22 protein-coding genes and 1 pseudogene are annotated in these 22,387 nt (G+C 66.0%); 19 read left to right on the plus strand and 4 right to left on the minus strand.

The features are described 5' to 3' along the window. Positions 1 to 2: 2 nt before the first annotated feature. The 10 genes and pseudogenes from OG874_RS09635 to OG874_RS09680 all read left to right on the plus strand — a co-directional run bounded on the left by OG874_RS09635 (position 3) and on the right by OG874_RS09680 (position 9,224). The gene (locus tag OG874_RS09635) at positions 3 to 1,670 is read left to right on the plus strand and encodes a serine/threonine-protein kinase (protein WP_330254770.1); all 1,668 of its coding nucleotides are present in this window, start codon (positions 3 to 5) and stop codon (positions 1,668 to 1,670) included. Positions 1,671 to 1,688: 18 nt separating this feature from the next. After that, on the plus strand, positions 1,689 to 2,360 hold the full coding sequence (locus OG874_RS09640) for an HAD family hydrolase (protein ID WP_330254771.1): 672 nt from the start codon (positions 1,689 to 1,691) through the stop codon (positions 2,358 to 2,360). 207 nt (positions 2,361 to 2,567) lie between these two features. Continuing rightward, the gene (locus OG874_RS09645; protein ID WP_330254772.1) at positions 2,568 to 3,431 is read left to right on the plus strand and encodes a HalD/BesD family halogenase; all 864 of its coding nucleotides are present in this window, start codon (positions 2,568 to 2,570) and stop codon (positions 3,429 to 3,431) included. 10 nt (positions 3,432 to 3,441) lie between these two features. After that, positions 3,442 to 4,278 (plus strand): class I SAM-dependent methyltransferase, encoded by an 837-nt coding sequence (locus OG874_RS09650; protein ID WP_330254773.1) that lies wholly within the window; start codon positions 3,442 to 3,444, stop codon positions 4,276 to 4,278. Beyond that, positions 4,275 to 6,086 (plus strand): choline/carnitine O-acyltransferase, encoded by a 1,812-nt coding sequence (locus OG874_RS09655; protein ID WP_330254774.1) that lies wholly within the window; start codon positions 4,275 to 4,277, stop codon positions 6,084 to 6,086. Before OG874_RS09650 ends, OG874_RS09655 begins: the two co-directional genes overlap by 4 nt. A gap of 163 nt (positions 6,087 to 6,249) precedes the next feature. Continuing rightward, positions 6,250 to 6,531: a phosphoribosyl-ATP diphosphatase gene (locus tag OG874_RS09660; RefSeq protein WP_174415078.1), complete on the plus strand. Its 282-nt coding sequence runs from the start codon at positions 6,250 to 6,252 to the stop codon at positions 6,529 to 6,531. A gap of 46 nt (positions 6,532 to 6,577) precedes the next feature. After that, positions 6,578 to 7,429, plus strand: coding sequence for an ATP phosphoribosyltransferase (gene hisG / locus OG874_RS09665; protein WP_330254775.1), 852 nt, complete (start codon positions 6,578 to 6,580; stop codon positions 7,427 to 7,429). 132 nt (positions 7,430 to 7,561) lie between these two features. Then, positions 7,562 to 7,696, plus strand: a complete 135-nt coding sequence (locus OG874_RS09670; protein ID WP_330254776.1) for a hypothetical protein — start codon at positions 7,562 to 7,564, stop codon at positions 7,694 to 7,696. Next, positions 7,696 to 8,863: pseudogene (locus tag OG874_RS09675) on the plus strand (YeiH family protein). Before OG874_RS09670 ends, OG874_RS09675 begins: the two are co-directional and overlap by 1 nt. Positions 8,864 to 9,074: 211 nt before the next feature. Further along, positions 9,075 to 9,224, plus strand: coding sequence for a hypothetical protein (locus OG874_RS09680; protein WP_330254777.1), 150 nt, complete (start codon positions 9,075 to 9,077; stop codon positions 9,222 to 9,224). A gap of 24 nt (positions 9,225 to 9,248) precedes the next feature. Here the strand turns inward: OG874_RS09680 and OG874_RS09685 are convergent, their stop codons facing one another. After that, the gene (locus tag OG874_RS09685; RefSeq protein ID WP_330254778.1) at positions 9,249 to 10,160 is read right to left on the minus strand and encodes a RecB family exonuclease; all 912 of its coding nucleotides are present in this window, start codon (positions 10,158 to 10,160) and stop codon (positions 9,249 to 9,251) included. Positions 10,161 to 10,241: 81 nt separating this feature from the next. Here OG874_RS09685 and OG874_RS09690 point away from each other — a divergent pair, with 81 nt between their 5' ends. After that, entirely contained in the window at positions 10,242 to 11,075 is an 834-nt protein-coding gene (locus OG874_RS09690; protein ID WP_330254779.1) for a tRNA (adenine-N1)-methyltransferase, read from the plus strand. Here OG874_RS09690 and OG874_RS09695 read toward each other — a convergent pair. Beyond that, positions 11,072 to 11,587, minus strand: a complete 516-nt coding sequence (locus OG874_RS09695; RefSeq protein WP_330254780.1) for a hypothetical protein — start codon at positions 11,585 to 11,587, stop codon at positions 11,072 to 11,074. The genes OG874_RS09690 and OG874_RS09695 overlap by 4 nt on opposite strands. A 179-nt stretch (positions 11,588 to 11,766) precedes the next feature. Here OG874_RS09695 and arc point away from each other — a divergent pair, with 179 nt between their 5' ends. From arc to OG874_RS09720, 5 genes are all read left to right on the plus strand, one after another. Continuing rightward, positions 11,767 to 13,527, plus strand: coding sequence for a proteasome ATPase (arc, locus tag OG874_RS09700; RefSeq protein ID WP_330254781.1), 1,761 nt, complete (start codon positions 11,767 to 11,769; stop codon positions 13,525 to 13,527). A gap of 284 nt (positions 13,528 to 13,811) precedes the next feature. Continuing rightward, positions 13,812 to 14,447, plus strand: coding sequence for a TetR/AcrR family transcriptional regulator (locus tag OG874_RS09705; protein ID WP_330254782.1), 636 nt, complete (start codon positions 13,812 to 13,814; stop codon positions 14,445 to 14,447). Continuing rightward, a complete protein-coding gene (locus tag OG874_RS09710; protein WP_330254783.1) occupies positions 14,440 to 14,889 on the plus strand; it encodes a glycosyltransferase family 39 protein in 450 nt (149 codons plus the stop codon). Before OG874_RS09705 ends, OG874_RS09710 begins: the two co-directional genes overlap by 8 nt. Then, positions 14,880 to 15,869: a hypothetical protein gene (locus tag OG874_RS09715; protein WP_330254784.1), complete on the plus strand. Its 990-nt coding sequence runs from the start codon at positions 14,880 to 14,882 to the stop codon at positions 15,867 to 15,869. The genes OG874_RS09710 and OG874_RS09715 overlap by 10 nt, the downstream gene beginning before the upstream one ends. A gap of 101 nt (positions 15,870 to 15,970) precedes the next feature. Further along, entirely contained in the window at positions 15,971 to 16,399 is a 429-nt protein-coding gene (locus OG874_RS09720) for a VOC family protein (RefSeq protein WP_330254785.1), read from the plus strand. Positions 16,400 to 16,531: 132 nt separating this feature from the next. Here OG874_RS09720 and OG874_RS09725 read toward each other — a convergent pair whose 3' ends face one another. After that, positions 16,532 to 17,260 (minus strand): peptidylprolyl isomerase, encoded by a 729-nt coding sequence (locus tag OG874_RS09725; protein ID WP_330254786.1) that lies wholly within the window; start codon positions 17,258 to 17,260, stop codon positions 16,532 to 16,534. A 150-nt stretch (positions 17,261 to 17,410) separates the two neighbouring features. Continuing rightward, positions 17,411 to 18,865, minus strand: coding sequence for an aminotransferase-like domain-containing protein (locus OG874_RS09730; protein ID WP_330254787.1), 1,455 nt, complete (start codon positions 18,863 to 18,865; stop codon positions 17,411 to 17,413). Between the two features lie 122 nt (positions 18,866 to 18,987). Between OG874_RS09730 and OG874_RS09735 the strand changes: the two genes are divergently transcribed. Genes OG874_RS09735 through OG874_RS09745 form a run of 3 tightly spaced genes read left to right on the plus strand, consistent with a single transcriptional unit; the run spans position 18,988 to position 22,340 of the window. Continuing rightward, the gene (locus OG874_RS09735) at positions 18,988 to 19,824 is read left to right on the plus strand and encodes a nitrilase-related carbon-nitrogen hydrolase (protein ID WP_330254788.1); all 837 of its coding nucleotides are present in this window, start codon (positions 18,988 to 18,990) and stop codon (positions 19,822 to 19,824) included. Positions 19,825 to 19,840: 16 nt separating this feature from the next. Beyond that, complete coding sequence (gene hydA / locus OG874_RS09740; protein WP_330254789.1) at positions 19,841 to 21,262, plus strand: dihydropyrimidinase; 1,422 nt, start codon at positions 19,841 to 19,843, stop codon at positions 21,260 to 21,262. Positions 21,263 to 21,302: 40 nt separating this feature from the next. Beyond that, positions 21,303 to 22,340, plus strand: coding sequence for a TIGR03842 family LLM class F420-dependent oxidoreductase (locus OG874_RS09745; protein ID WP_330254790.1), 1,038 nt, complete (start codon positions 21,303 to 21,305; stop codon positions 22,338 to 22,340). The last annotated feature ends 47 nt before the right edge of the window (positions 22,341 to 22,387 follow it).

The following is a 22,387-nucleotide window of genomic DNA, read 5'->3' on the forward strand; positions in this document are numbered from 1 at the left end:
CGATGACGGCGGACCGGTTGATCGCTGGACGGTATCGGCTCACGGATCCGATCGGCACGGGTGCCATGGGTGTCGTGTGGCGGGCCACCGACGTTCGGCTGCGACGCACGGTTGCGGTGAAACAGTTGATCCTGGGACCGGGACTTTCCCGATCGCAGGCACTGGAGGCCAAACTGCGCGCCATGCGCGAGGGGCGCATCGCGGCGCGACTGCATCACCCGAATGCCATCACCGTCTTCGATGTCGCCGAAGAGGACGGTCAGCCGTGGCTGGTCATGGAGTACATGGACGCGCCGAGTCTGGCGGCGAAGCTGTCCGGCAAGCGGACCCTGGCCCCGACCGAGGTGGCCCGCATCGGCGCCCAGGCCGCGGGCGCGCTGGCCGCCGCGCACGACGCCGGCATCATGCACCGAGATGTGAAACCCGCGAATCTGCTGGTCGCCGACGACGGTACGGTCAAGATCACCGACTTCGGCATCTCGCGCGCCGTCGGCGACGTGACCGTCACCGCGACCGGATTCCTGGCGGGTACCCCCGCCTACCTCGCGCCGGAGGTGGCGCGCGGCGAGAACCCCGAACCGGCCTCGGATGTCTTCGCACTCGGATCGACGCTCTACGCGGCGGTCGAGGGCACCCCGCCGTTCGGTGAGGGTGACAACGCCCTGGCGGTGCTGCACGCGGCGGCCCGCGCCCAGGTGCCGCCGCCACGACATGCCGGAGAGCTGGGCCCGGTGCTGATGCGGCTGCTGGCCGCGTCGATCGACGGCCGGCCGAATATGCGTGAGGCCAAGGCGGCGCTGGAAGCCGTTGCGGCGGGCCGCACGCCGGCGCTGGCGACCACGCCCGCGGTGACGAAGGTGATGCCCGCGCCAGGTGCCGTGCCCGACTCCGACGCGGGCGCGACAACGATCTTGAACAAGTCGAGAACCGCGGGGAATTCAGCGAATGCCGCCGGGATGGTCGGCGCCGCGGCACCGGCCGTCACCGTCGCGCCGCCGCCCGCCCCACCGAAGTCCGGCGGCACCCTGCCCGGCGGTGGCGGTGGTGGCGAGCAGAGTCGCGGCAGGTTGATCGCGGTGGCCGCGGTCGCGGCGGTGGCGGTGCTCGTCCTGGTGGCGGTGATCGCGTCATCGCTGAAGAACGACAACTCGGACAGCACCGCGGTCGGCTCCGCGACGTCCGCACCCGCGGTGAACAACCCCGAGAACAACGCACCGCAGTCGCCGATCGCGATCGAACCGGGGCAGCCGGAGCCGCAGACACCGCCGACGACCACACCGCCGAGCAGCACGCCGACGCCGACCACGTCGGCCAAGCCGTCGACCTCCGCGCCGCCCACGACCACCACCACCCCGTCCGGCCCCGCCACCGCCGACCGGATCTCCCAATTCGTCTACGGCTACTACGGCATGCTGCCCGGCAACGCCCAAGGCGCATGGTCCCAGCTCACGCCCGCCTATCAGGCCCAGACCGGTGGCTTCGGGTCCTACTCGCAGTTCTGGTCCACGGTCCGTTCGGTGAGCGTGGGGGCCGTCACATCGAGCGGTGAGAACCGGGCGGTCGTTTCGCTGACCTATAGCCTGAAGAGCGGCTCGACCTCCTCGGAGAACCGTTGGATCCAGGTCGCGTCGGACAACGGGCGATTGCTGATCGCCGCTTCGGGTCTATAGACAGAGGAGACGGATCGAGTGACGGCGATACTTGCCGGTGTGCTGTGGGATATGGACGGCACGCTGCTCGATTCGGAGAAGCTGTGGGATATCGGCGTGCGCGAACTGGCACGCGCTCATGGCCACGAGATGAGCGCGGAGTTGCGGCACGCGCTGATCGGCGCGTCGGGGCCGAACGCGCTGCGGCTCATCTTCGACGGCCTCGGCATCGAGCCGACGCCCGAGACGGTGCGGGCCGCGGGCGAATTCATCGATCGGCGGATCACCGAGTTGATGGCGGGTCCGATTCCGTGGCGTCCCGGTGCGAAGGACGCGCTGTCGCTGGTGCGCACCGCAGGCCTCGCGACCGCGTTGGTCACCAATACCAAGCGGTCGCTTACAGAATTGGGTCTGGATACCCTCGGCCGCGACTTTTTCGACGTGTCGGTCTGCGGTGACGAGGTCGAGCACGGCAAGCCCGAGCCGGACATCTATCTGCGCGCCGCCGAACTGCTCGGCGTCGACCCGCGAGACTGTGTGGCATTGGAGGATTCGCCCACCGGCGCGGCCGCGGCCACCGCGGCGGGCTGTGCGGTGATCGTGATCCCGTGTGAGATACCGGTTTCCGACGCGCCAGGGCGGGTATTCCGAGAATCGTTGGAGGGTTTGACCCTCGAAGATCTGGAAGATGCTCTGCGCGTTCGTGGTTGAGCGTCGCACTGCGCGGCGCCGGGGTGTGTTCGGGACGGATCATGATCATTCGGTCCGTCCGGTTGTGCGCCGACACACCCGACCTCGGCATAGCGAGAGTTACTGTGCCGCAACGCAAGTGCGCGCTGCTGGTAGGTGTGACCGTAGTCACCGGCAACTTTCTCGAATCCCGGGCGTGTCGTCGGCCGCGCCCACCAAAATTACGCCATGGCGGCGACGGGTGTCCTGGACGAGATCGTCGATTCGGCACGGTATCCGCTGGGGGATCCGAACGGTGCCGGGTGGCAGCAGGCGGTGGCGCGGGCGCGGGCCGAGCTGGCCGCGAGCGGCTGCACCGTGCTGCGGGAGTTCATCCGCCCAGAGCTGATCGAGACTCTGCGCGCGCAGGGCGAGGCGATGGCACCGGACGCGCATTACAAAGTCGAACGGGTCAACGCCTACAACATTCCGTTGGATACCGAACTGCCGGACGATCATCCGGGCCGCATCGTGCTGGAACGCGGCAACGCGTTCGTCCCGCGCGATCGCATTTCGCCTGCGGCGCTGATCCATCGGCTCTACACCAGCACGGTGTTCCAACGCTTCGTCGCGGACTGTTTCGGACTGGCCGAGCTGCACGAATTCGCCGATCCGCTGGCCGGACTGTGTCTGAACGTAGTGTCCCCCGGAATGTCGCACCCCTGGCACTTCGACACCAACGAATTCACCGTCAGTATGTTGACCCAGCCCGCCGCGGCCGGTGGAATCTTCGAGTACTGCCCGAATATCCGCTCACCCCACGCCGAGCATCTCGATGACGTGCGCGATGTGCTCACCGGTTCCGGTGCGCGCCTCGTCCAGCGCCTCGAGCTGCGACCCGGCGACCTGCAGTTGTTCCAGGGCCGCTTCTCACTGCACCGCGTATCACCGGTCGAGGGCGGCACGGCAAGGCATTCGGCGATCTTCGCCTATACCGATCGGCCCGGTGTCATCGGCACCGTGGAACGCACTCGTCAGCTGTTCGGACGAGTGCTACCCGATCACCTAACCGCCGCGGCCGACGCCGTCCGTGGCGATCGGTTGCTCGACTGAGAGGGACGATATGCCAGCGCCGTTGCATACGACCGGGAAAGCTTCCTTCGACAATATCTACGACCGTCCCGATCCACGCGAATACTACGCCCGGATGTCCGAATTGGACTATCGCATACCGGAACTGGCCAAACCGTTCTTCCAGCAACAGATTCGGGAATACCGCGCCCGCGCGCGCGTCGATTCCCCGACCGTCCTCGATATCGGCTGCTCCTACGGCGTGAATGCGGCACTGCTGCGCCTCGACACCACAATCAGCGATCTGGCCGACCACTACCGGGTCGGCGCGGATGCCGACCACGCCGCACTCATCGCGCGCGACCGGGGCCTCGTGGCCGCGCGCGACCAGTTCACCGGCGTTCGCTTCATCGGCATGGACGCCGCCCGACCCGCGCTCGCCTACGCGCGGGAAGCCGGATTCCTGCACGACACCGTGCACGCCGATCTCGAGGCCGGCGACCCGACCGATGCGCAACGCCGTACGCTGGCGGCCGCGGATATCGTCATCTCGACCGGCTGTATCGGCTACGTCACCGAGAAGACCGTCAAACGCGTGGCACTGGCGCATCCGCGTCGGCGGCCGTGGATGGCACACTTTGTGCTACGCATGTTCAGTTTCGAACCGATCGCCGCGGAACTGGCCGCGCTCGGTTACCACACCGAGCGAGCCCCCGGGGTGTTCGAACAACGTAGATTCGCCTCCGACAGTGAACGCACCCAGGTGCTGAATACCTTGGCCGCCAACGGTATCGACACCGAAGGCCAGGAAAGCACGGGCTGGCTGCTCGCCAACCTGTATATCTCGCGACCGCTCCAGAACCACGCCGACCCCGAGGACCCGCATTGACCGAACGCACCTTCGCCGCCGACGACCACCTGCCCCGGGTGCCCCTGCCGACGCTGGAGGACAGCGGCGAGCGGTTGCTGCAGTGGTGCGCACCACTGCTGACCGCCGACGAATTCGCCGCTACCGAGGCTGCTGTCGCCGATCTGCTGAGCGCCGACGGCCCCGGCCGGAAACTGCACGCGGCACTTGCCGAATACGACGCGACCCCCGGCGTCGGCAGCTGGCTGGACCTGTTCTGGCCCTCGCGCTATCTGGGCCGGCGCGATCGCATCGCGTTGAACGCCAACTTCTTCTTCCTCTTCCGCGACGACACCCCACTGGCCACCTCCACCGAAGCGACCCAGGTGGACCGCGCGGCCGGAATCGTCGCGGCGGCGGTCGATTACAAGCTGGCGCTCGATATCGAGGCCATCGCGCCGGTCACCCAGCGTGGGCAGCAGCTGTCGATGTGGCAGAACAAGTACCTGTTCTCCGAGACCCGGATTCCGGGAGTGCCGCAGGATTCCGTGCGGGTGCCCTACAGCGACGAATGGCCGGGCCATTCCGATGCCAGGCATATCGTGGTGTTCTTCCGCGGCAGCATGTTCCGGATGGATGTCATCGGCCCGGACGGTGCGCCATATTCGCACGATGATCTCGCCGACGGGCTGCGCGCGGTGCTCAAGGCCGGTGCGCGCTCGGCCCGCACCGAAACCGCCGTCGGGCACCTGACCACCAAGGCCAGGGCCGAATGGGCGGCCAGTAGACAGGGATTGCGCGCCGAACCCGCGAACGTCGCGGCGTTGGACGCTATCGAGACCGCGCTGTTCTGTCTGTGCCTGGAGGACTTCACGCCGCGCGACGAACTGCAGGCCTGCGATCAGCTGCTGCACGGCGACAGCGCCAACCGCTGGTTCGACAAGGCGGTGTCGTTCATCGTCTTCGGTGACGGGCAGGCCGGCATCAATGTCGAGCACTGCGGACTCGACGGCACCACCATCCTGTCCTTCGTGGACACGCTGCTGCAGACCCCCGCCGCCGAGCACGCGAGTCGGTCCGGGGCACAGCCGCAGGGTCTGCCCGCGGTGGAGCCGATCGAGTTCGTGCTCGACGCGGCGCAGCGGGCCGATATCGCCGCCGCGGGTTCGGCATTCGCCCGGTACGCGGCCGAGAACGCCACCACGACAGTGTCTTTCGATTTCGGTACGGGTCGGGCCAAGCAGTTGGGCATCTCGCCGGACGCGTTCGCGCAGCTGAGTTATCAGCTGGCGCATCGGCGCAGCAAAGGTCTGACCGGGGCCACCTATGAGTCCATCGCGACCAGGCAGTACCGCAACGGGCGCACCGAAGCGATGCGGGTCGTGACGCCGGAGATGGTGGCCTTCGTCGATGCCATGCAGGATCCGGCGGTCGCTCCGGCCGAGCGGCTCGTGGCCGCGCGGACCGCTGCGGGCGCGCACGTCGAACGGGCCAAGCAGTGCCAGCAGGGTGACGCGCCCGAACAGCATCTGTGGGAGCTGGAGTGGATCCAGCGGCGGCGCGGCGCGGAACTCGGCGTCACCGACCCGATCCCGCTCTACACCAGTCCCGGCTGGACGATCATGCGCGACGACTACCTGAGCACCAGTTCGGCTCCGTCGGTCAATATCCGCTACTTCGGTTTCGGATCGACCAGCCCGAAGTGCATCGGCGTCGCCTATGTCCTGCTGCCGGATCGGTGGAACCTCTACCTGGCCACGCCCACGCCGGTCGCCGACGAGATGTACGCCTTCGCGGATCATCTGAGGACCGCCGTCGCCGACCTGGAGGCCCTGCTCTCCGGATCCTGATACACCCGGAGTTCCCGCATCACGTCTGGGCGTCGCACCCTCTGTAGGCACCTACAGAGGGTGCGACGCCCGACAATGGGTGCGGCTGTCGGGCTGGTGCGGGTGAGCACGGATCAACGGGATACGGGGCCGGTGGGCCGGAGCAACGGCCCCGCATACCCGTCTGAAACAATGGCTCACCGTGAAGAACTTCGAAACCCTGTTCGCCGAGCTGCAAGATCGTGCGGTCACCCGCCCCGAGGGGTCCGGAACCGTGGCGGCATTGGACGCGGGCGTGCATTTCCAGGGTAAGAAGGTGCTCGAGGAGGCCGGGGAAATCTGGCTGGCCGCCGAGCACGAGGGCGACGAAGCGCTCGCCGAGGAGATCTCGCAACTGCTCTACTGGGTCCAGGTGCTGATGGTCGGCCGTGGATTGAAGCTCGAAGACGTGTACCGACATCTGTGACGGCGCGTCGATCCGAAGTTTCTCCTCTCCGAAAGGACCCGTTCCCATGCTGCGTGTAGCAGTCCCCAATAAAGGCGCCCTGTCCGAATCGGCCACCTCGATCCTCGCCGAGGCCGGTTACCGCAAGCGCACCGACGCCCGCGACCTGACCGTCCTCGATCCGGCCAACCAGGTCGAATTCTTCTTCCTGCGACCCAAGGACATCGCCATCTACGTCGGCTCCGGTGAGCTCGACCTCGGCATCACCGGCCGCGATCTGGCCCTGGATTCCGGTGCACCGGTCCAGGAACGGCTTTCGCTGGGCTTCGGCCGCTCCACCTTCCGCTACGCCGCCCCGGCCGGGCGCGAATGGAAGGTCGAGGACCTCTACGACAAGCGCATCGCCACGTCCTACCCGAACCTGGTGCTCGGTGACTTGCGGCGGCGCGGTATCGAGGCCGAGGTGATCCGCCTCGACGGCGCGGTGGAGATCTCCATCCAGCTCGGTGTGGCCGATGCCATCGCCGATGTGGTCGGTTCGGGCCGCACGCTGCGCCAGCACAATCTGGTCGCCTTCGGCGAGACGCTGTGCGATTCGGAGGGCGTGCTCATCGAGCGCACCGGCTCCGATCCGAGGGAACGGGTCCGCAACCAGCTCATCGCCCGCGTCCAGGGCGTCGTCTTCGGCCAGCAGTACATCATGCTGGACTACGACTGCCCGAAGGAACTGCTCGACGAGGCGGTCAAGATCACCCCCGGCCTCGAATCGCCCACGGTATCCCCGCTGGCCGACCCGAACTGGGTCGCGATCCGCGCCATGGTCCCGCGCAAACAGGGCAACGAGGTCATGGACCAACTCGCCGAACTCGGCGCCAAGGCGATCCTGGCCTTCGATATCCGCTCCTGCCGCGCCTTCTGAGAACCACACTGCCGCAGCGCATCCGGTTTGTCGCATATGCGTGATTGATTCACGCTGAGCGCAACCGGTGTGCGCGGGTTTCGGACGTCGGTACGCTGCGTGCCTCTTGATGGGGAACGCAAGGAGAACGACGTGTCGCAGACACCGCCCGAGGAACGTCCGGGCAGCACATTCGCGTGGAACGAGGACTGGCTGGCCGCCGTCGTCGGGCTGGTACTGATCGGGCTCGTGCTGGTCGGTGCGATTCCGGATTGGCTGGTGCCGTGATGTCGGAAAATGACGGCAAGACCGCGCCGGACACAGCTTCCGAGTCCGATGTATCGGACGCCCCCGTGCGCTCGGAAACATCTGCGCTGCAGTCGATCTCGCGCCCAACCGGGGCGGAGATAGCGGCCGGTATCGTGACGGTCATCCTGCTCGGCGCGTTGACCCGATACTTCGACACCCACGTCCCCCAGTGGGCGGTGGACACACCGTTCAATCGGGTGGCCAAGTCGATCGAATTCCCGGTGTACGCCATCGCGATCGGCCTGATCGGCAATGTCGTGCTCGCGAAACTCGACCTCCGGGAACGTCTTTCGGCCGGTTTCCGCACCGAGTTCTTCATCAAGACCGGCGTCGTGCTGCTCGGCGCGTCGATCAACCTGAAGATCCTGGTGACCGCGGCGGGTCCATCGATCGTGCAGGCGCTGCTGCTGATCACCGCGGTCTTCGGCTTCACCTGGTGGCTGGGCGGTCGACTCGGCCTCGACGACAAGTTGCGCGCGCTGCTCTCCTCGGCCGTTTCGATCTGCGGTGTCAGCGCCGCCATCGCGGCCGCCGGCGCGGTGCAGGCCAAGCGCGAGCAGATCGCCTACGCAGCCTCGCTGGTGATCATCTTCGCGCTGCCCTCGATCTTCATATTGCCCTGGCTCGCTGATGTTTTCGGCCTGTCCGATGCGGTCGCCGGCGCCTGGATCGGCGGCAATATCGACACCACGGCGGCCGTCGCGGCATCCGGTGCCATCGCGGGGGAGCAGGCGCTGCAGATCGCCACCATCGTCAAGACCACGCAGAACGCACTGATCGGCATCGTCGCGATCGCGCTGACCGCCTATTTCACGCTGCGGGTCGAGCGCAACCCCGGCGCGGCCCGGCCCTCGGCGCGCCAGTTCTGGGAGCGGTTCCCGAAGTTCGTGATCGGCTTCGTTGCCGCCTCCGTCATCGGGACCGTTTATCTGCAGTCGGTGGACAAGAAGACCGGCACGGCGCATATCGCGATAGTCAACGATCTGCGCAACTGGTTCCTGATTTTCGCCTTCGTCTCTATCGGCCTCGAATTTTCTCTGCGCGGCCTGCGCGAGGCGGGGTGGCGGCCGGTCGTCGGCGGCTCTGGTGAATCTGGCGGTCGGCTTGGGCCTTTCGGTGCTGCTGTTCCACAACTTCACCGTGTAGATCCGCACCGGTCACCTGCTGTTCCGATGTTCGCCGGTCATTCCGGCGAGCATCGGGGCGGTGTGTGTCTCGGGCCGTGCATTTTGTTCGATGCGAAACTCACGAAAATTTAATGATTCGCCCGCAACACTGGGGGCATGTCGGGCGAAATTATCAATGGAAGGGCCCGGGCGGCGAGACCGTTCAGGTATGAGGCATAGGGGAGGATGCAGTGAAACCAGATGCGGGGCCGGTCGGCTCGTGGTGGCGGATTCGCAATGTGCTCATCGTGATCGGTGATGTCATCGGCGTACTGGTGCTGATCGGCGTGATCGCGATACTCGGATCGCACGGCTTCCATTCGGAGGTCTTCCTCGGCTGAGCCGATCCCAGTGCGGCGCGGCGGTCACTCGGATACCGCGTCCAGCAATGTCTCGTCCGGCGATTCGGTGGTGCCGCCGTCGGGCCAACCCGGATAGGGCGGTGGGGTGCCGCCGAATTCGGGGCACAGGTTCTTGTAGCTGCAGAAGCCGCACAGCCAGCTCGTACTCGGCTGGAACTCACCAGTGCGGCCCGCCGCAAGAATGGCCTGCCACAAGGCCGAGAGGGTGCGTTCGAAGCGCACCAGTTCGTCCTCGTCGGGGGCATAGGTGAGGATCTGTTCATCGGCCAGATAGATCAGCCGCAATTGGGTCGGCAGGATGCCGCGGGTGCGCAACACCACCAGTGCGTAGAACTTCAGCTGGAATAACGCCTTCGTCTCCTGTGCGAGGCCCGGCGCCCGCCCGGTCTTGTAGTCCACGACGCGCAACTGACCGGTCGGCGCGACATCGATCCGGTCGACGAAACCACGCAACAGCACACCGTCGTCGAGTTCGACCTCGACCCGCGATTCGCACGACTCCGGATCGAACCGGGTCGGATCCTCCAGCCGGTAATACGTCTCGACGAGCGCGCGCACCTCGCCGAGAAAGCCGTCCAGCCCGTTGTCGGCGACCAGCCCGGCGATCTCCGGTTGGTCGGCCAGCACCCGCGCCCAAGCGGGCTCGACGAGCGTGACCGCGCGTTCCTGCCGACGGTCCGCGGCGGGCAGTCCGTACAGGTCCTCGAGCACCGCGTGCACCACCGTGCCCCGCACCGCGTTACGGGTGGGCGGCTCGGGAATCCGATCGATCGCCCGGAACCGGTACTTCAGCGGGCACTGCTTGAAATCCATTGCCCGAGAAGGGGACAGCGCCGGGCGCGAGCGCTGGGCCGGCACCGCGGGCGCTGGTTCCCGCGCGGCGTCGGCAGGGGGCGTGGATACGGGCGAATGCATACCTGGCAGGCTATCCGGCGGCACCGACACGCCGGTGCGGTAAAGCCGAGACAGCACCAATCGACCAGCGAACGGAGATACATGACGGCCAGACGGACCGGGCCATTCACCATCGGGGACCGGGTACAGCTGACCGATGCCAAGGGGCGCCTCTACACGGTGGTGCTGGAACCCGGCAAGGAGTTCCACACCCATCGCGGCGGTATCAAGCACGACAACCTCATCGGCGCCGACGAGGGCAGCGTCGTGCAGTCCACCAACGGCACACCGTATCTGGCTTTGCGTCCCTTGCTGATCGACTACGTGCTGTCGATGCCGCGCGGTGCGGCGGTGATCTACCCCAAGGACGCCGCGCAGATCGTGCACGAGGGCGATATGTTCCCCGGCGCGCGTGTGCTGGAGGCCGGTGCTGGTTCCGGCGCGTTGACCTGCTCGCTGCTGCGTGCGGTCGGCCCGGAGGGCGAGGTGGTCTCCTACGAGATCCGCGAGGACCACGCCGAGCACGCGATCCGCAATGTCGAGACCTTCTTCGGCGAGCGTCCGGACAACTGGTCGATCACCGTCGCCGATGTCGCCGACTACGACGGCCCGCCGGTCGATCGGGTCGTGCTGGACATGCTCGCGCCATGGGATGCGCTACCCGCGGTGTCCAAGGCGCTGGTCCCCGGCGGCGTGCTGGTGGTCTATGTGGCGACCGTCACACAATTGTCGAAAGTGGTCGAGGCGCTGCGCGAGCAGGAGTGCTGGACCGAGCCGCGGTCGTGGGAATCGATGGTGCGCGGCTGGCATGTGGTCGGTCTGGCGGTGCGGCCCGAACATCGCATGCAGGGCCACACCGCCTTCCTGGTCAGCGCGCGGCGGCTCGCCGAGGGTACGGTCACCCCGAAGCCGCAGCGTCGCCCCTCGAAGGGTTAGGCCGGGACGCAGGGCGCCTGCGCGAAACCGAGCATCAGGCAGCCGCTGGCATCCGAGAGCTTCCAGGTGCCGTCGACGTGTTCCCAGGTCATGGGCATGGCGGGGGCGGTGCCATGCGGTGAGGTGATGGTCACTTGCGCGGTCGCGGTGTTGCCGCTGGTAGTGATGTCGGTGACCGCGTAGGTGAGCTTGCCGTAGTTGCCGAGCGCCTGGTTCATCTGGTCGATATTGGCGGTGCGCTTGTCACCATTGACGATCAGTTTGGCCTTGTCGGCGGTGGATTTGGTCGGGTCGGACAGGGTTTCCAGGACTGCGGTCAGCGCCTCGGCGGTCGGCGCGCCTGCGGTCCCATGATCGCCGTGACCTGCGGCGCTGGTGCTCGCAGCGGCCGATGTGGTCGCCTTGGCGTCGGATTTGTCGTCGGAGCCGCAGGCGGTGAGACCGACGGTAACGGCGACGGCCGCGGCGGCCATAGCCAGAGAAATACGGGAAATCCTGGCGGGAAGGAGCATCGTCAGCAACCTTTCGGTTCGGTCGGCGAAGCGGGTCGCCGTGGACTGGTTAGGGCAGGCTAACATGGTTGTTCCGCCGCCGATCGCAGCCCAGATGTGATCACGACGAAACCATGTCGGAAAGCGAGAACGGTTCGCGCCCGGTAGCGTTAGTAGACCGGGACTGGGAGGAGCAGCACATGAGCCCCATCGAGAATTCGGATTCGGCGGCCTGGAGAGAGCTCGAGGCGGTACGCGCCGAAGCGGCTGCACTCCGCAGGCAACTAGCCGATTCGCCGGATCGTGCACGGGAATTGGAAGCCCGTATCGATTCGCTGACCATTCGCAACACCAAGCTGATGGACACCCTCAAGGAAGCGCGCCAGCAGCTTGTCGCGCTGCGTGAGGAGGTCGATCGGCTCGGTCAGCCACCCAGTGGATACGGCGTTCTGATCGGTGTGTACGAGGATCAGACGGTCGATGTATTCACTTCGGGCCGCAAGATGCGTCTGACGTGTTCACCCAATATCGACACCTCGACCCTCGAATACGGCCAGACCGTGCGCCTCAACGAGGCGCTCACGGTCGTGGAGGCCGGCATCTTCGATGCCGTGGGTGAGATCGGCACATTGCGCGAGATCCTCGACGACAGTCGTCGCGCGCTGGTCGTCGGACATGCCGACGAGGAGCGCGTGGTGTGGCTGGCGGGTCCGCTGGCCAAACTTGCCGAGGTCGACGATCTGGACGATCCGGATCAGCCGATTCGCAAACTGCGGCCGGGTGATTCGCTGCTGGTGGATACCAAGGCGGGCTTCGCCTTCGAGCGCATCCCCAAGGCCGAGGTCGAGGACCTCGTACTCGAGGAAGTGCCCGATGTCGACTACACCGATATCGGAGGCCTCGGTCGGCAGATCGAGCAGATCCGTGACGCGGTGGAATTGCCGTTCCTGCACAAGGATCTGTTCCGCGAGTACGCGCTGCGGCCGCCGAAGGGTGTGCTGCTCTACGGCCCGCCCGGTTGCGGTAAGACGTTGATCGCCAAGGCTGTCGCCAACTCGCTGGCGAAGAAGATCGCCGAGGCGCGCGGTGAGGATGCCAAGGAAGCCAAGTCGTTCTTCCTCAACATCAAGGGCCCTGAGCTGCTGAACAAGTTCGTGGGCGAGACCGAGCGCCACATCCGGATCATCTTCCAGCGGGCCCGGGAGAAGGCCTCCGAAGGTACGCCGGTGATCGTGTTCTTCGATGAGATGGACTCGATCTTCCGCACCCGCGGTTCGGGCGTGTCCTCGGACGTGGAGACCACGGTCGTGCCGCAGCTGCTCTCGGAGATCGACGGTGTCGAGGGCCTCGAGAATGTCATCGTGATCGGTGCTTCCAACCGCGAGGACATGATCGACCCCGCCATCCTGCGGCCCGGACGTCTCGATGTGAAGATCAAGATCGAGCGGCCGGACGCGGAATCGGCGCAGGACATCTTCTCGAAGTACCTGGTCGAGGAACTGCCGCTGCACGCCGACGATCTCGAGGAGTTCGGCGGCGACAAGGGTCTGTGCATTCGCGCGATGATCGAACGGGTCGTCGATCGGATGTACGCCGAGAGCGAGGACAACCGCTTCCTGGAGGTCACCTACGCCAACGGTGACAAGGAGGTCCTGTACTTCAAGGACTTCAACTCCGGCGCCATGATCCAGAACATCGTGGACCGCTCCAAGAAGTACGCCATCAAGGCGATACTCGATACCGGCAACCCGGGCCTGCGCATCCAGCATCTCTACGATTCGATCGTGGACGAGTTCTCCGAGAACGAGGACCTGCCCAACACCACGAATCCCGATGACTGGGCCCGCATTTCGGGTAAGAAGGGCGAGCGGATCGTCTACATCCGCACGCTGGTTACCGGCAAGAACGCCTCCGCGAGCCGCGCCATCGATACCGAGTCGAATACGGGTCAGTACCTGTAGATCTTGGAGCCGAGGGGCCGCGCTTCCGTTGGGAGCGCGGCTTTTTCGGGTGAGCGGATCGTCTGCATCCGGCTGCGTCTAATTCACCGGCAAGAACGCCTCCGTGAGCAGGGCGATCGATACCGAGTCGAATACGGGTCAGTACCTGTAAGTTTTGGAGCCGAGGGGCCGCGCTTCCGTTGGGAGCGCGGCCTTTCGGCGTTCGGGGGTCATCCTCGTGGTCTACATGCCGGTCATCCTCGGGGTTGATGTGGGTGGTTGGCCGGTTGGATTAAAATTTGGCCATGCGGTCAGGAAATGGGACGGACGGTCGGCAGCGGTCGTTCATCGAGGAGGCGCGGCGGCGGCAGATCATCGCGTCCGCGGTGGAGGTGATCTCCGCGGTGGGGTACGGGGGTGCTTCGCTGGCGCGGATCGCCAAGCATGCCGGGATCTCGAAGGGAGTGATCTCCTATCACTTCGAGGGCAAGGACGATCTGATGACGCAGCTGGTGATTCAGCTGTACGTCTCCGGTGCGGAGCACATCGCACCCGCCGTGATGGCGGCCGAGGGGGCGCGAAATCAGTTGCTGGCCTATGTGGAATCGAATCTGGGCTTCATCGATGCGAATAAGAAGTACGTCGCGGCGCTCACCGACGTGGTGTTGAATTTGCGTGACGCGGACGGCAAGCCGCGGTTCGCCTCGGCGGATGGGGAGCAGGAGATCATTCAGCCGCTCGTCGACATCATGCGCGAGGGGCAGCGGGCCGGGGAATTCGGCACATTCGATCCGCTGGTGATGGCCAAGTCGATTCGGGACGCCATCGATGGCGCGGCCGGGCGCGCCATCCGGGAGCAGGACTTCGATATGAAGACGTACTCGGCGCATGTGTGCCGGTTGTTCGATGTGGCAACCCGGAAGGAGGGAACTGATGACTAGTGTGGTGGAAACCCAAGCGCAGCAGGAAGATACGGTCGAATCCGGGCCGCCGTTCGCCTGGGTCGGCGTCGGGGCAATCGCGGCGGTGTCGGCGGTCATGCTGTTCGTATCGCTCGGACGCTACGGGTTCTTCGGCGACGAACTGTATTTCGTGGCGGCCGGGCGCCGACTCGGATTCGGCTATGCCGATCAGGGGCCGCTGCTGCCCGCCATCGCGCGGCTGATGGATCTGATCGCGCCGGGATCGCTGGCGGCGCTGCGGATTCCGGCCGCGCTGGCGACGGTGGTCGCCGTCCTGATCAGCGCCCAGATCGCGCGCGAGCTGGGTGGCTCGAGGACCGCGCAGGCGCTGACCGCGACGGCGTACGCGACCTCGCCATTCCTGCTCGTACAGGGAACTCAGTTGGCCACCAACTGGTCACGGCGCTCGATATGCAGGTGAAGTGGCTGATTCCGTTCTTCTGGCTCGCGATTGCGATCGGTGTGGCGGTCTACGGTCCGCGGGAGCTGTTGCGGCGGCCCGCGCTGTGGCTGGGCGCTGTGCTCGTGGTCGTGGTGACCGCGCCGACCTTGATCTGGCAAGCCGGTCACGACTGGCCGCAGCTGCGGTTGGGTGCGGTGGTCGCGGCGGAGCAGGCGACGATCGGTGGCCGGTACACCTGGCTGCCGCTGGCCCTCGCTGCCGCCGGATTGTTCGGCGGGGTCATGCTGATCGTGGGCATCTGGGCACTGTTTCGCTCGGAGTCGTTGCGGCCGTACCGATTTCTCGCGCTACTGCCGCTGCTGCTGACGGTGGTGTTCATCGTCACCAACGGTCGTCCGTACTACGCGGCCGGGTGCTATGCGGCCGTAATGGCGGCGGGTGCGGTTCGGTGGACCGAGAACGCCCGACGGTGGCGGATCTATGTGACCGTGGCGCTGGTGGCTGTTTCGGTGGCGATCGCGGTGTTCTCGATGCCGTGGCGATCCGAGTCGACGATCGACCCGGTCGACAATCAGGCCGAGGCCGGTATCCAGATCGGCCTGTACGGCAGGTTCGGCTGGCCGGAGCTGCGTGCGGCGACCGCCGACGCCTACCGGGCGCTGCCGGAATCCGAACGGACCAAGGCCGTCATCATCACCGACTCCTATTGGCAGGCAAGCGCTTTGGACGTCGAGCGCGAGCATTACGGGCTGCCCGCCGTCTACAGTCCGAACCGTGGCTTCGGATACTTCGGCACCCCACCGGATTCGGCGGCAACGGTGCTGTGGGTCGGCAATGCCGAAGAGGAAATGCGTTCCACCTGTTCGGAATTGACGCCTATCGGCCGCGTCGACGCACGGCTGGGCTACCCGGATGTCACCCGCAACGTCACCATCTGGCGCTGCACACCGCGTCATCCCTGGTCGCAGGTCTGGGCGGATATGCTCCGCCTCGACTGAATCGGCGTCCTCCGATTCGTTCAAGACCGCCGGACACTGGCCGTATTGACTGGAGCCGGGGCTGCTCGCCGGCCCCGGCTCGAGCATCAGGAGGTATCGGTATGAAGGCCCACATCAACGCGATCACTTTGGCCGTCAGTGACCTGGAGCGGTCCCTGCGCTTCTACCGCGACGGCCTCGGCCTCTCCTCACCGGGCATCGTCGGCACGGAATTCGTCCGCGATGAGCGGACTCCGGGCGGTTCGGTCGCCATGTTCACCCTCGACGGCGGGCTCATCCTCTCGCTCTATTCGCGCACCGATCTGGCGCTGGATGCGGGCATCGCGCCCGAGCGAGTCGCCGGTTCACCGATCAGCCTCGGCTTCTTCGCCGAGAGCCGCGAGGGCGTCGATCACATTCTGGAACAGGCCGAACAAGCGGGCGGCACGATCGTCCGTCCGCCGCTGGTCCGCCCGTGGGGAATTTACGCGGGCTACTTCAGCGATCCCGACGGTCACCTCTGGGAAGCGATTTACTTCTTGAACAACTGATCATCGCGGATCAGCGGGGACTGGTCAGTGCCCGTGTGGTCCGGCATAGGCCACTGGGGTCGCCCGTCGAGTGCGACCACGAACCGGCCACGCGCGGTGCGGCCCGCAGGGGGGGTCGCACCGCGGCGCGGGTCAGTTCTTTGTGGTGGTTACCGTGTTCAGGACGACATCGGCGCTGGGGCGGCCGTCGCCGGAGCTATCGGCGACGCCTGCCTGGGCGACCCGGTCGAGGACGTCCGTGCCGTTGGTGATCTTGCCGAACGGGGTGTAGTTCGGGGGCAGTTGCGAATCCTTGTACACCAGGAAGAACTGGCTGCCGTTGGTGTCGGGGCCCGCGTTCGCCATGGCTACGGTGCCCGCCGGGTAGGTCGCGCCGTCCAGGTTCTCGTTCGGGAATTGGTAGCCGGGGCCACCCGTTCCGGTGGCGCTCGGGTCACCGCATTGCAGTACGAAGATGCCCGAGGTGGTGAGGCGGTGGCACTGGGTGTGGTCGAAGTACTTCTGACCGGACAGGAAGACGAAGGAATTCACCGTGCGCGGCGCACGGCCCGCCTGCAGTGCGATATCCACGGTGCCGCAGGTGGTCTCCAACTTCGCGGTGTAGGCCGCGCCCGGATCGATCGTCAGCGCGGGTTCGGCGTCCCACTGTTTGGTCTCGGGCTTGACCATATCCGGGGCCGCGCAACCGGCGACCGGTGTGCTCCCTGGATCCGCCGAGACGCCGCCCGGGGCAAAGACCGCGAGGCTCGCGCCGACGGCGAATACGCCAAGGCCCCGTAGCAGGGCGGTCCCGACTCGGCGATGCTGCTGCCTGGTGGGCTGATGGTGGTCGAATTGCCGCGCCTGCACATCGCTGCTCACCGGTGGAGGTCTCCTTCTGTTGGGGATCGCATCGGGTGATGCTCAGCGGATCATTCCATCTCGACGCCCCGAGTGGAACGGATACCGCATTGCGACTGTGTGGCAATAGATATGCGGCCACGATCACCGAGCCGATTCGTGAATGTCGGGTCAGGCGCGGCGGACGCGGCGGTAGGTGGGGGCGGCGGTGGTGGCGGCGACCAGTTCGGTGGTGAGCCAGTCGAGGTCGGCGTCGGTGATGGGGGCGACGGTGATGCGGAGGTGGTCGCCGAGGGGGTGGTCTTCGATCTCGAAGGGGCGGCCGGGAGCGGCCTTGATGCCGGCGGCGGCGAGGGAGATCATGGCCGCGTTCTCATCGGCCACCGGGAGCCAGAGGTTGATGCCGTCGCCGCGAGCGATGGTAGTGCCCTTGCGGGCCAGGCCGCGCCGGAGTTCGGTTGAGCGCCTTCGGTATTCGGTGCGGGCCGCGGTCACGGTGCGGGCGGCGGTGTCGTCGTCGAGCATGGTGAGCAGTAGGCGTTGCAGTAGGCGGCTGGTCCAGCCCGGGCCGAGCATGCGGCGCTCGATCACCGGGTCGAGCAGCTCGGCGGAGCCGCCGACCACTGCGAGGCGCAGATCGGCCCCATGTGATTTCGAGTAAGACCGGATATGTGCCGTTCGAGGCAATCGCGCGCCAAGGGAACGCAGTGCGGCGGAGGCGATTCCGGCGGAGTGGTCGTCCTCGATGACGAGTGTATTCGTGCCGGAAAGGATTTCGGTCAGCTCGCGGACACGTCTGGCGGTCAGCGAGACGCCCGTCGGGTTCTGTGCGCGCGGCTGCAGGATCAGCGCAATGGCACCTTGTTTTCTGACAGCGCGCCTCAAATCGTCTGGTAGCAAACCAGATTCGTCCATCCGAACGGCTACCGGCCGAGCGCCGATACGGGCGAGTAGATCGAGAAATGGTGGGAAGCACGGATCTTCGACCGCGACCGCATCACCGAGCCGCACGTGCGTGGTGAGCAATCGATCGACGGCATCGAGAGCGCCATCGAGAACCGCGAGCCGTTCGGCGCGAAACGGCCAATCGGCGCGCACCTTCGCGGCCAATTCCGGTAACACCGCCTCGCCGAGATAGTCGGCGGCCAAACCGCCCCGCCCATGATCGGTGATCGCGTGCAGCGCGGCAGCCAGATCGGGCAATAGCTCCGGATCCGGCGTCCCCCGGGAAAGATCGATACGGAACGCACTGTCCGAGGGCGGATGCAGTCGCTGATAACGCCCGGTCGGCGGCACCGGACGGGTTCCGTCCGGTTCGCCGACAAATGTCCCGGCCCGCCCCCGCGCCACGATCGCACCGGTGGCCGCCAACGCCCGCCAAGCCTGGTTGACGGTAGCGGGCGAGACCCGCAACTCTCGAGCGACCTCCCGCACCGTCGGCAACCGCGCCCCGGGTTCGACTGCCCCCGAACGAATCCGCCGACTCACCGCCGCCGCGATTCCGGCCGGCGTCCGATCTTCGAGGTCCCCGCTGAACAGCCCCGACCCGATAACGGCAGGTGCCGACGCGGCGTCTCGCGCATCGTCTGCGGGCACCTGTGGCGCGGTAGCGGGGTCGAAGTTCACAGCGTCATTCTGCGTCGGGCACAGCGCCGGAACTATGACCGGCCCCAAGGTTTACGGCTACGAAACTGTTTCCGCAATCTTGTAACACAACCGAATTGAGTCTCGGTGAAGTATAACAAAGCATGGGAATCGTTCGAGCCGCGCTCGTCCAGACGAACTGGACAGGCGATAAAGAGTCCATGATCAAGGCGCACGAGGACTACGCCCGCCAGGCCGCCGCACAGGGCGCCAAGGTGATCTGCTTCCAGGAGTTGTTCTACGGCCCGTACTTCTGCCAGTTGCAGGACGCGAAGTTCTACGACTACGCGGAATCGGTGCCGGGTCCGACCACGGAGCGATTCGCCGCCCTGGCGAAGGAATTGGGGTTGGTGCTGGTCCTGCCGGTGTACGAGCAGGAACAGCCGGGCCTGCTCTACAACACCGCGGCGGTCATCGATGCGGACGGCAGTTACCTCGGTAAGTACCGTAAACACCACATTCCGCACGTCAACGGGTTCTGGGAGAAGTTCTACTTCCGCCCCGGCAACCTGGGCTGGCCGGTCTTCGACACCGCGGTCGGCAAGGTCGGCGTCTATATCTGTTATGACCGGCACTTCCCGGAGGGCTGGCGTGCGCTCGGCCTGGCGGGCGCGGAGATCGTGTTCAACCCCTCCGCGACCTCGCGCGGGCTGTCCGGCTACCTGTGGCAACTGGAGCAACCCGCCTCCGCGGTCGCCAACGAATACTTCATCGGGGCCATCAACCGGGTGGGCATCGAGGAGTACGGTGATGACGATTTCTACGGAACCAGCTATTTCGTAGATCCGGAAGGTAAATTCGTCGGAGACGTCGCCTCGGACACCGACCCCGAGCTGGTGATCCGTGACCTCGATATGGATCTGATCAAGGTGGTGCGCGACCGCTGGGCGTTCTATCGCGATCGCCGCCCCGACGCCTACGGACCGCTGGTGGCTCCCTGAGGCTGGTGATATCGATATGACGAAGACGTTCATTCATGGCGGCACGGTGGTCTCGGCTACCGGATCGCAATTGCTCGATGTGCTGATCGACGGCGAAACAATCGTCGCCGTCCTGCAGCCGGGTGCCACCGCACTGGGCGCGGATCTCACCGCGTCCGCGGATGTGGTCATCGACGCGACCGGCAAATACGTGATTCCCGGCGGCGTGGACGGGCACACGCATATGCAACTGCCCTTCGGCGGCACCGAGGCCTCGGATACCTTCGAGACCGGCACCCGGGCCGCCGCCTGGGGTGGCACCACCACCATCGTCGACTTCGCCGTGCAGAAGCCGGGGGAGCGGGTGCAGGACACTCTCGGGCTGTGGCACGAGAAGGCCGCGGGGAACTGTGCGATCGACTACGGCTTCCACCAGATCATCGGTGAGGTGAACGACGAATCCCTCAAGGGGATGAGCGAATTGGTGGCCGAGGGCGTCACCAGCTTCAAGTTGTTCATGGCCTATCCCGGGGTCTTCTACTCCACCGACGGTCAGATTCTGCGGGCCATGCAATCGGCGGGCGATCTCGGCGCGCTGCTGATGATGCACGCGGAGAACGGCATTGCCATCGATGTGCTGGTCGAGCAGGCGCTGGCGCGCGGCGAAACCTCGCCCTACTACCACGGCGTCACCCGGCCGTGGCAGATGGAGGAGGAGGCCACCCACCGCGCGATCATGTTGGCGCAGTTGACCGGTGCGCCGCTGTATGTCGTGCACGTCTCGGCCAAGCAGGCGATGGAACAGATCGTTGCCGCACACGGCAACGGGCAGAACGTCTTCGGCGAGACCTGTCCGCAGTATCTGTACCTTTCGCTCGAAGAGCAGTTGGGTGCACCGGGTTTCGAGGGCGCGAAATGGGTGTGCTCGACACCGCTGCGTTCGAAGGCCGAAGGCCATCAGGACGAGCTGTGGCGCTACATCCGCACCGGTGCGGTCACCTCGGTCAGCACCGACCACTGTCCCTTCTGCATGAAGGACCAGAAAGAGCTGGGCGTCGGCGATTTCAGCAAGATCCCCAATGGGATAGGCGGCGTCGAGCATCGGATGGACCTGATGTTCCAGGGCGTGAAGAACGGCCTGATCTCACTGGAACGCTGGGTCGAGGTGTGCTGCACCACCCCGGCGCGGATGTTCGGCATGTATCCGCGCAAGGGTGTCATCAGTCCGGGCGCCGACGCCGACATCGTGGTCTACGACCCGAACGGCCATACCAGCATCGGCTTGGGCAAGACCCACCACATGAATATGGACCACTCGGCCTGGGAGGGCTTCGAGATCGACGGACATGTCGACACCGTGCTCTCGCGCGGCCGCGTGATCATCGACGATGGCGCGTACCTGGGCAGCACCGGCCACGGCCGGTTCATCGTACGCGAACTGTCGCAGAACCTGATCTGACTCGAAATGGCCTGATCTGACCCGAAATGGAGAGTGCCGCATGGATATCGGTGTGGTGCTGCAATGCACACCCCCCGCATCGCGGGTGGTAGAACTGGCCAGACAGGCGGAGACGCACGGCTTTTCGCACGTGTGGACCTTCGACTCGCACCTGCTGTGGCAGGAGCCCTATGTCATCTACAGCCAAATCCTCGCCGCCACCCGCAAGGTCGTCGTCGGCCCGATGGTGACCAACCCGGCCACCAGGGACTGGACGGTGACCGCGTCGACCTTCGCGACGCTCAACGATATGTTCGGCAACCGCACCGTCTGTGGTATCGGCCGTGGCGACTCCGCGGTGCGGACCCTCGGCGGCAAACCGACCACGCTGGCGATACTGCGCGAATCCATCGAGGTGATAAGGGAACTCGGCAATGGCCGCAGCGCCCGCATCGGTGACACCGTGGTGCGGTTTCCGTGGGCGAGCGCCTCGGCACTCGAGGTGTGGGTGGCCGGATATGGCCCGCGCGCGCTCGATCTGACCGGCGAGGTGGCCGATGGATTCATTCTGCAGCTCGCCGATCCGGATATCGCCGCGTGGACGATCGCCAGGGTGCGCGCGGCCGCCGAGAAGGCGGGCCGTGCTCCCGGATCGGTGAAAATCTGTGTGGCCGCACCGGCTTACGTCACCGACGGTTCCGATGCCGCGACGGCGCACGCCCGCGAACAGTGCCGCTGGTTCGGTGGCATGGTCGGCAATCATGTGGCCGATATCGTCGCGAAATACGGTACCGACGGCGACATTCCGACCGCGCTCACCGAGTACATCGCAGGCCGCCGGGGCTACGACTACAACGAGCACGGCCGGGCGGGTAATACGCACGCCGAATTCGTGCCGGACGCGATCGTGGACCGCTTCTGCCTGATCGGCACCCCCGACGAGCAATTGGCTCGGTTGCACGAGCTGGAGAAGCTCGGCGTCGACCAGTTCGCGGTTTACCTCCAGCACGACGCCAAGACCGCCACGCTGGAGGCGTACGGGGAGTCGGTGCTGCCGCGGTTGGCGCATCCGGTCACGGCGACGGCGGGCGCCGAATGATCGCCTCGGCGGCGGCGCTGCTCGCGTTGGCGGCGGCCTGCTACGAG

Origin of the sequence: Nocardia sp. NBC_00565 (assembly GCF_036345915.1) — a bacterium.
Classification (GTDB): domain Bacteria; phylum Actinomycetota; class Actinomycetes; order Mycobacteriales; family Mycobacteriaceae; genus Nocardia.

Coding starts and splice junctions, on each gene's coding strand:
- OG874_RS09635 (WP_330254770.1), top strand. CDS start 3: ATGACGGCGGACCGGTTGATCGCTGGACGGTATCGGCTCACGGATCCG.
- OG874_RS09645 (WP_330254772.1), top strand. CDS start 2,568: ATGGCGGCGACGGGTGTCCTGGACGAGATCGTCGATTCGGCACGGTAT.
- OG874_RS09650 (WP_330254773.1), top strand. CDS start 3,442: ATGCCAGCGCCGTTGCATACGACCGGGAAAGCTTCCTTCGACAATATC.
- hisG (WP_330254775.1), top strand. CDS start 6,578: ATGCTGCGTGTAGCAGTCCCCAATAAAGGCGCCCTGTCCGAATCGGCC.
- OG874_RS09685 (WP_330254778.1), bottom strand. CDS start 10,160: ATGCATTCGCCCGTATCCACGCCCCCTGCCGACGCCGCGCGGGAACCA.
- OG874_RS09690 (WP_330254779.1), top strand. CDS start 10,242: ATGACGGCCAGACGGACCGGGCCATTCACCATCGGGGACCGGGTACAG.
- OG874_RS09695 (WP_330254780.1), bottom strand. CDS start 11,587: ATGCTCCTTCCCGCCAGGATTTCCCGTATTTCTCTGGCTATGGCCGCC.
- arc (WP_330254781.1), top strand. CDS start 11,767: ATGAGCCCCATCGAGAATTCGGATTCGGCGGCCTGGAGAGAGCTCGAG.
- OG874_RS09705 (WP_330254782.1), top strand. CDS start 13,812: ATGCGGTCAGGAAATGGGACGGACGGTCGGCAGCGGTCGTTCATCGAG.
- OG874_RS09710 (WP_330254783.1), top strand. CDS start 14,440: ATGACTAGTGTGGTGGAAACCCAAGCGCAGCAGGAAGATACGGTCGAA.
- OG874_RS09715 (WP_330254784.1), top strand. CDS start 14,880: ATGCAGGTGAAGTGGCTGATTCCGTTCTTCTGGCTCGCGATTGCGATC.
- OG874_RS09720 (WP_330254785.1), top strand. CDS start 15,971: ATGAAGGCCCACATCAACGCGATCACTTTGGCCGTCAGTGACCTGGAG.
- OG874_RS09735 (WP_330254788.1), top strand. CDS start 18,988: ATGGGAATCGTTCGAGCCGCGCTCGTCCAGACGAACTGGACAGGCGAT.
- hydA (WP_330254789.1), top strand. CDS start 19,841: ATGACGAAGACGTTCATTCATGGCGGCACGGTGGTCTCGGCTACCGGA.
- OG874_RS09745 (WP_330254790.1), top strand. CDS start 21,303: ATGGATATCGGTGTGGTGCTGCAATGCACACCCCCCGCATCGCGGGTG.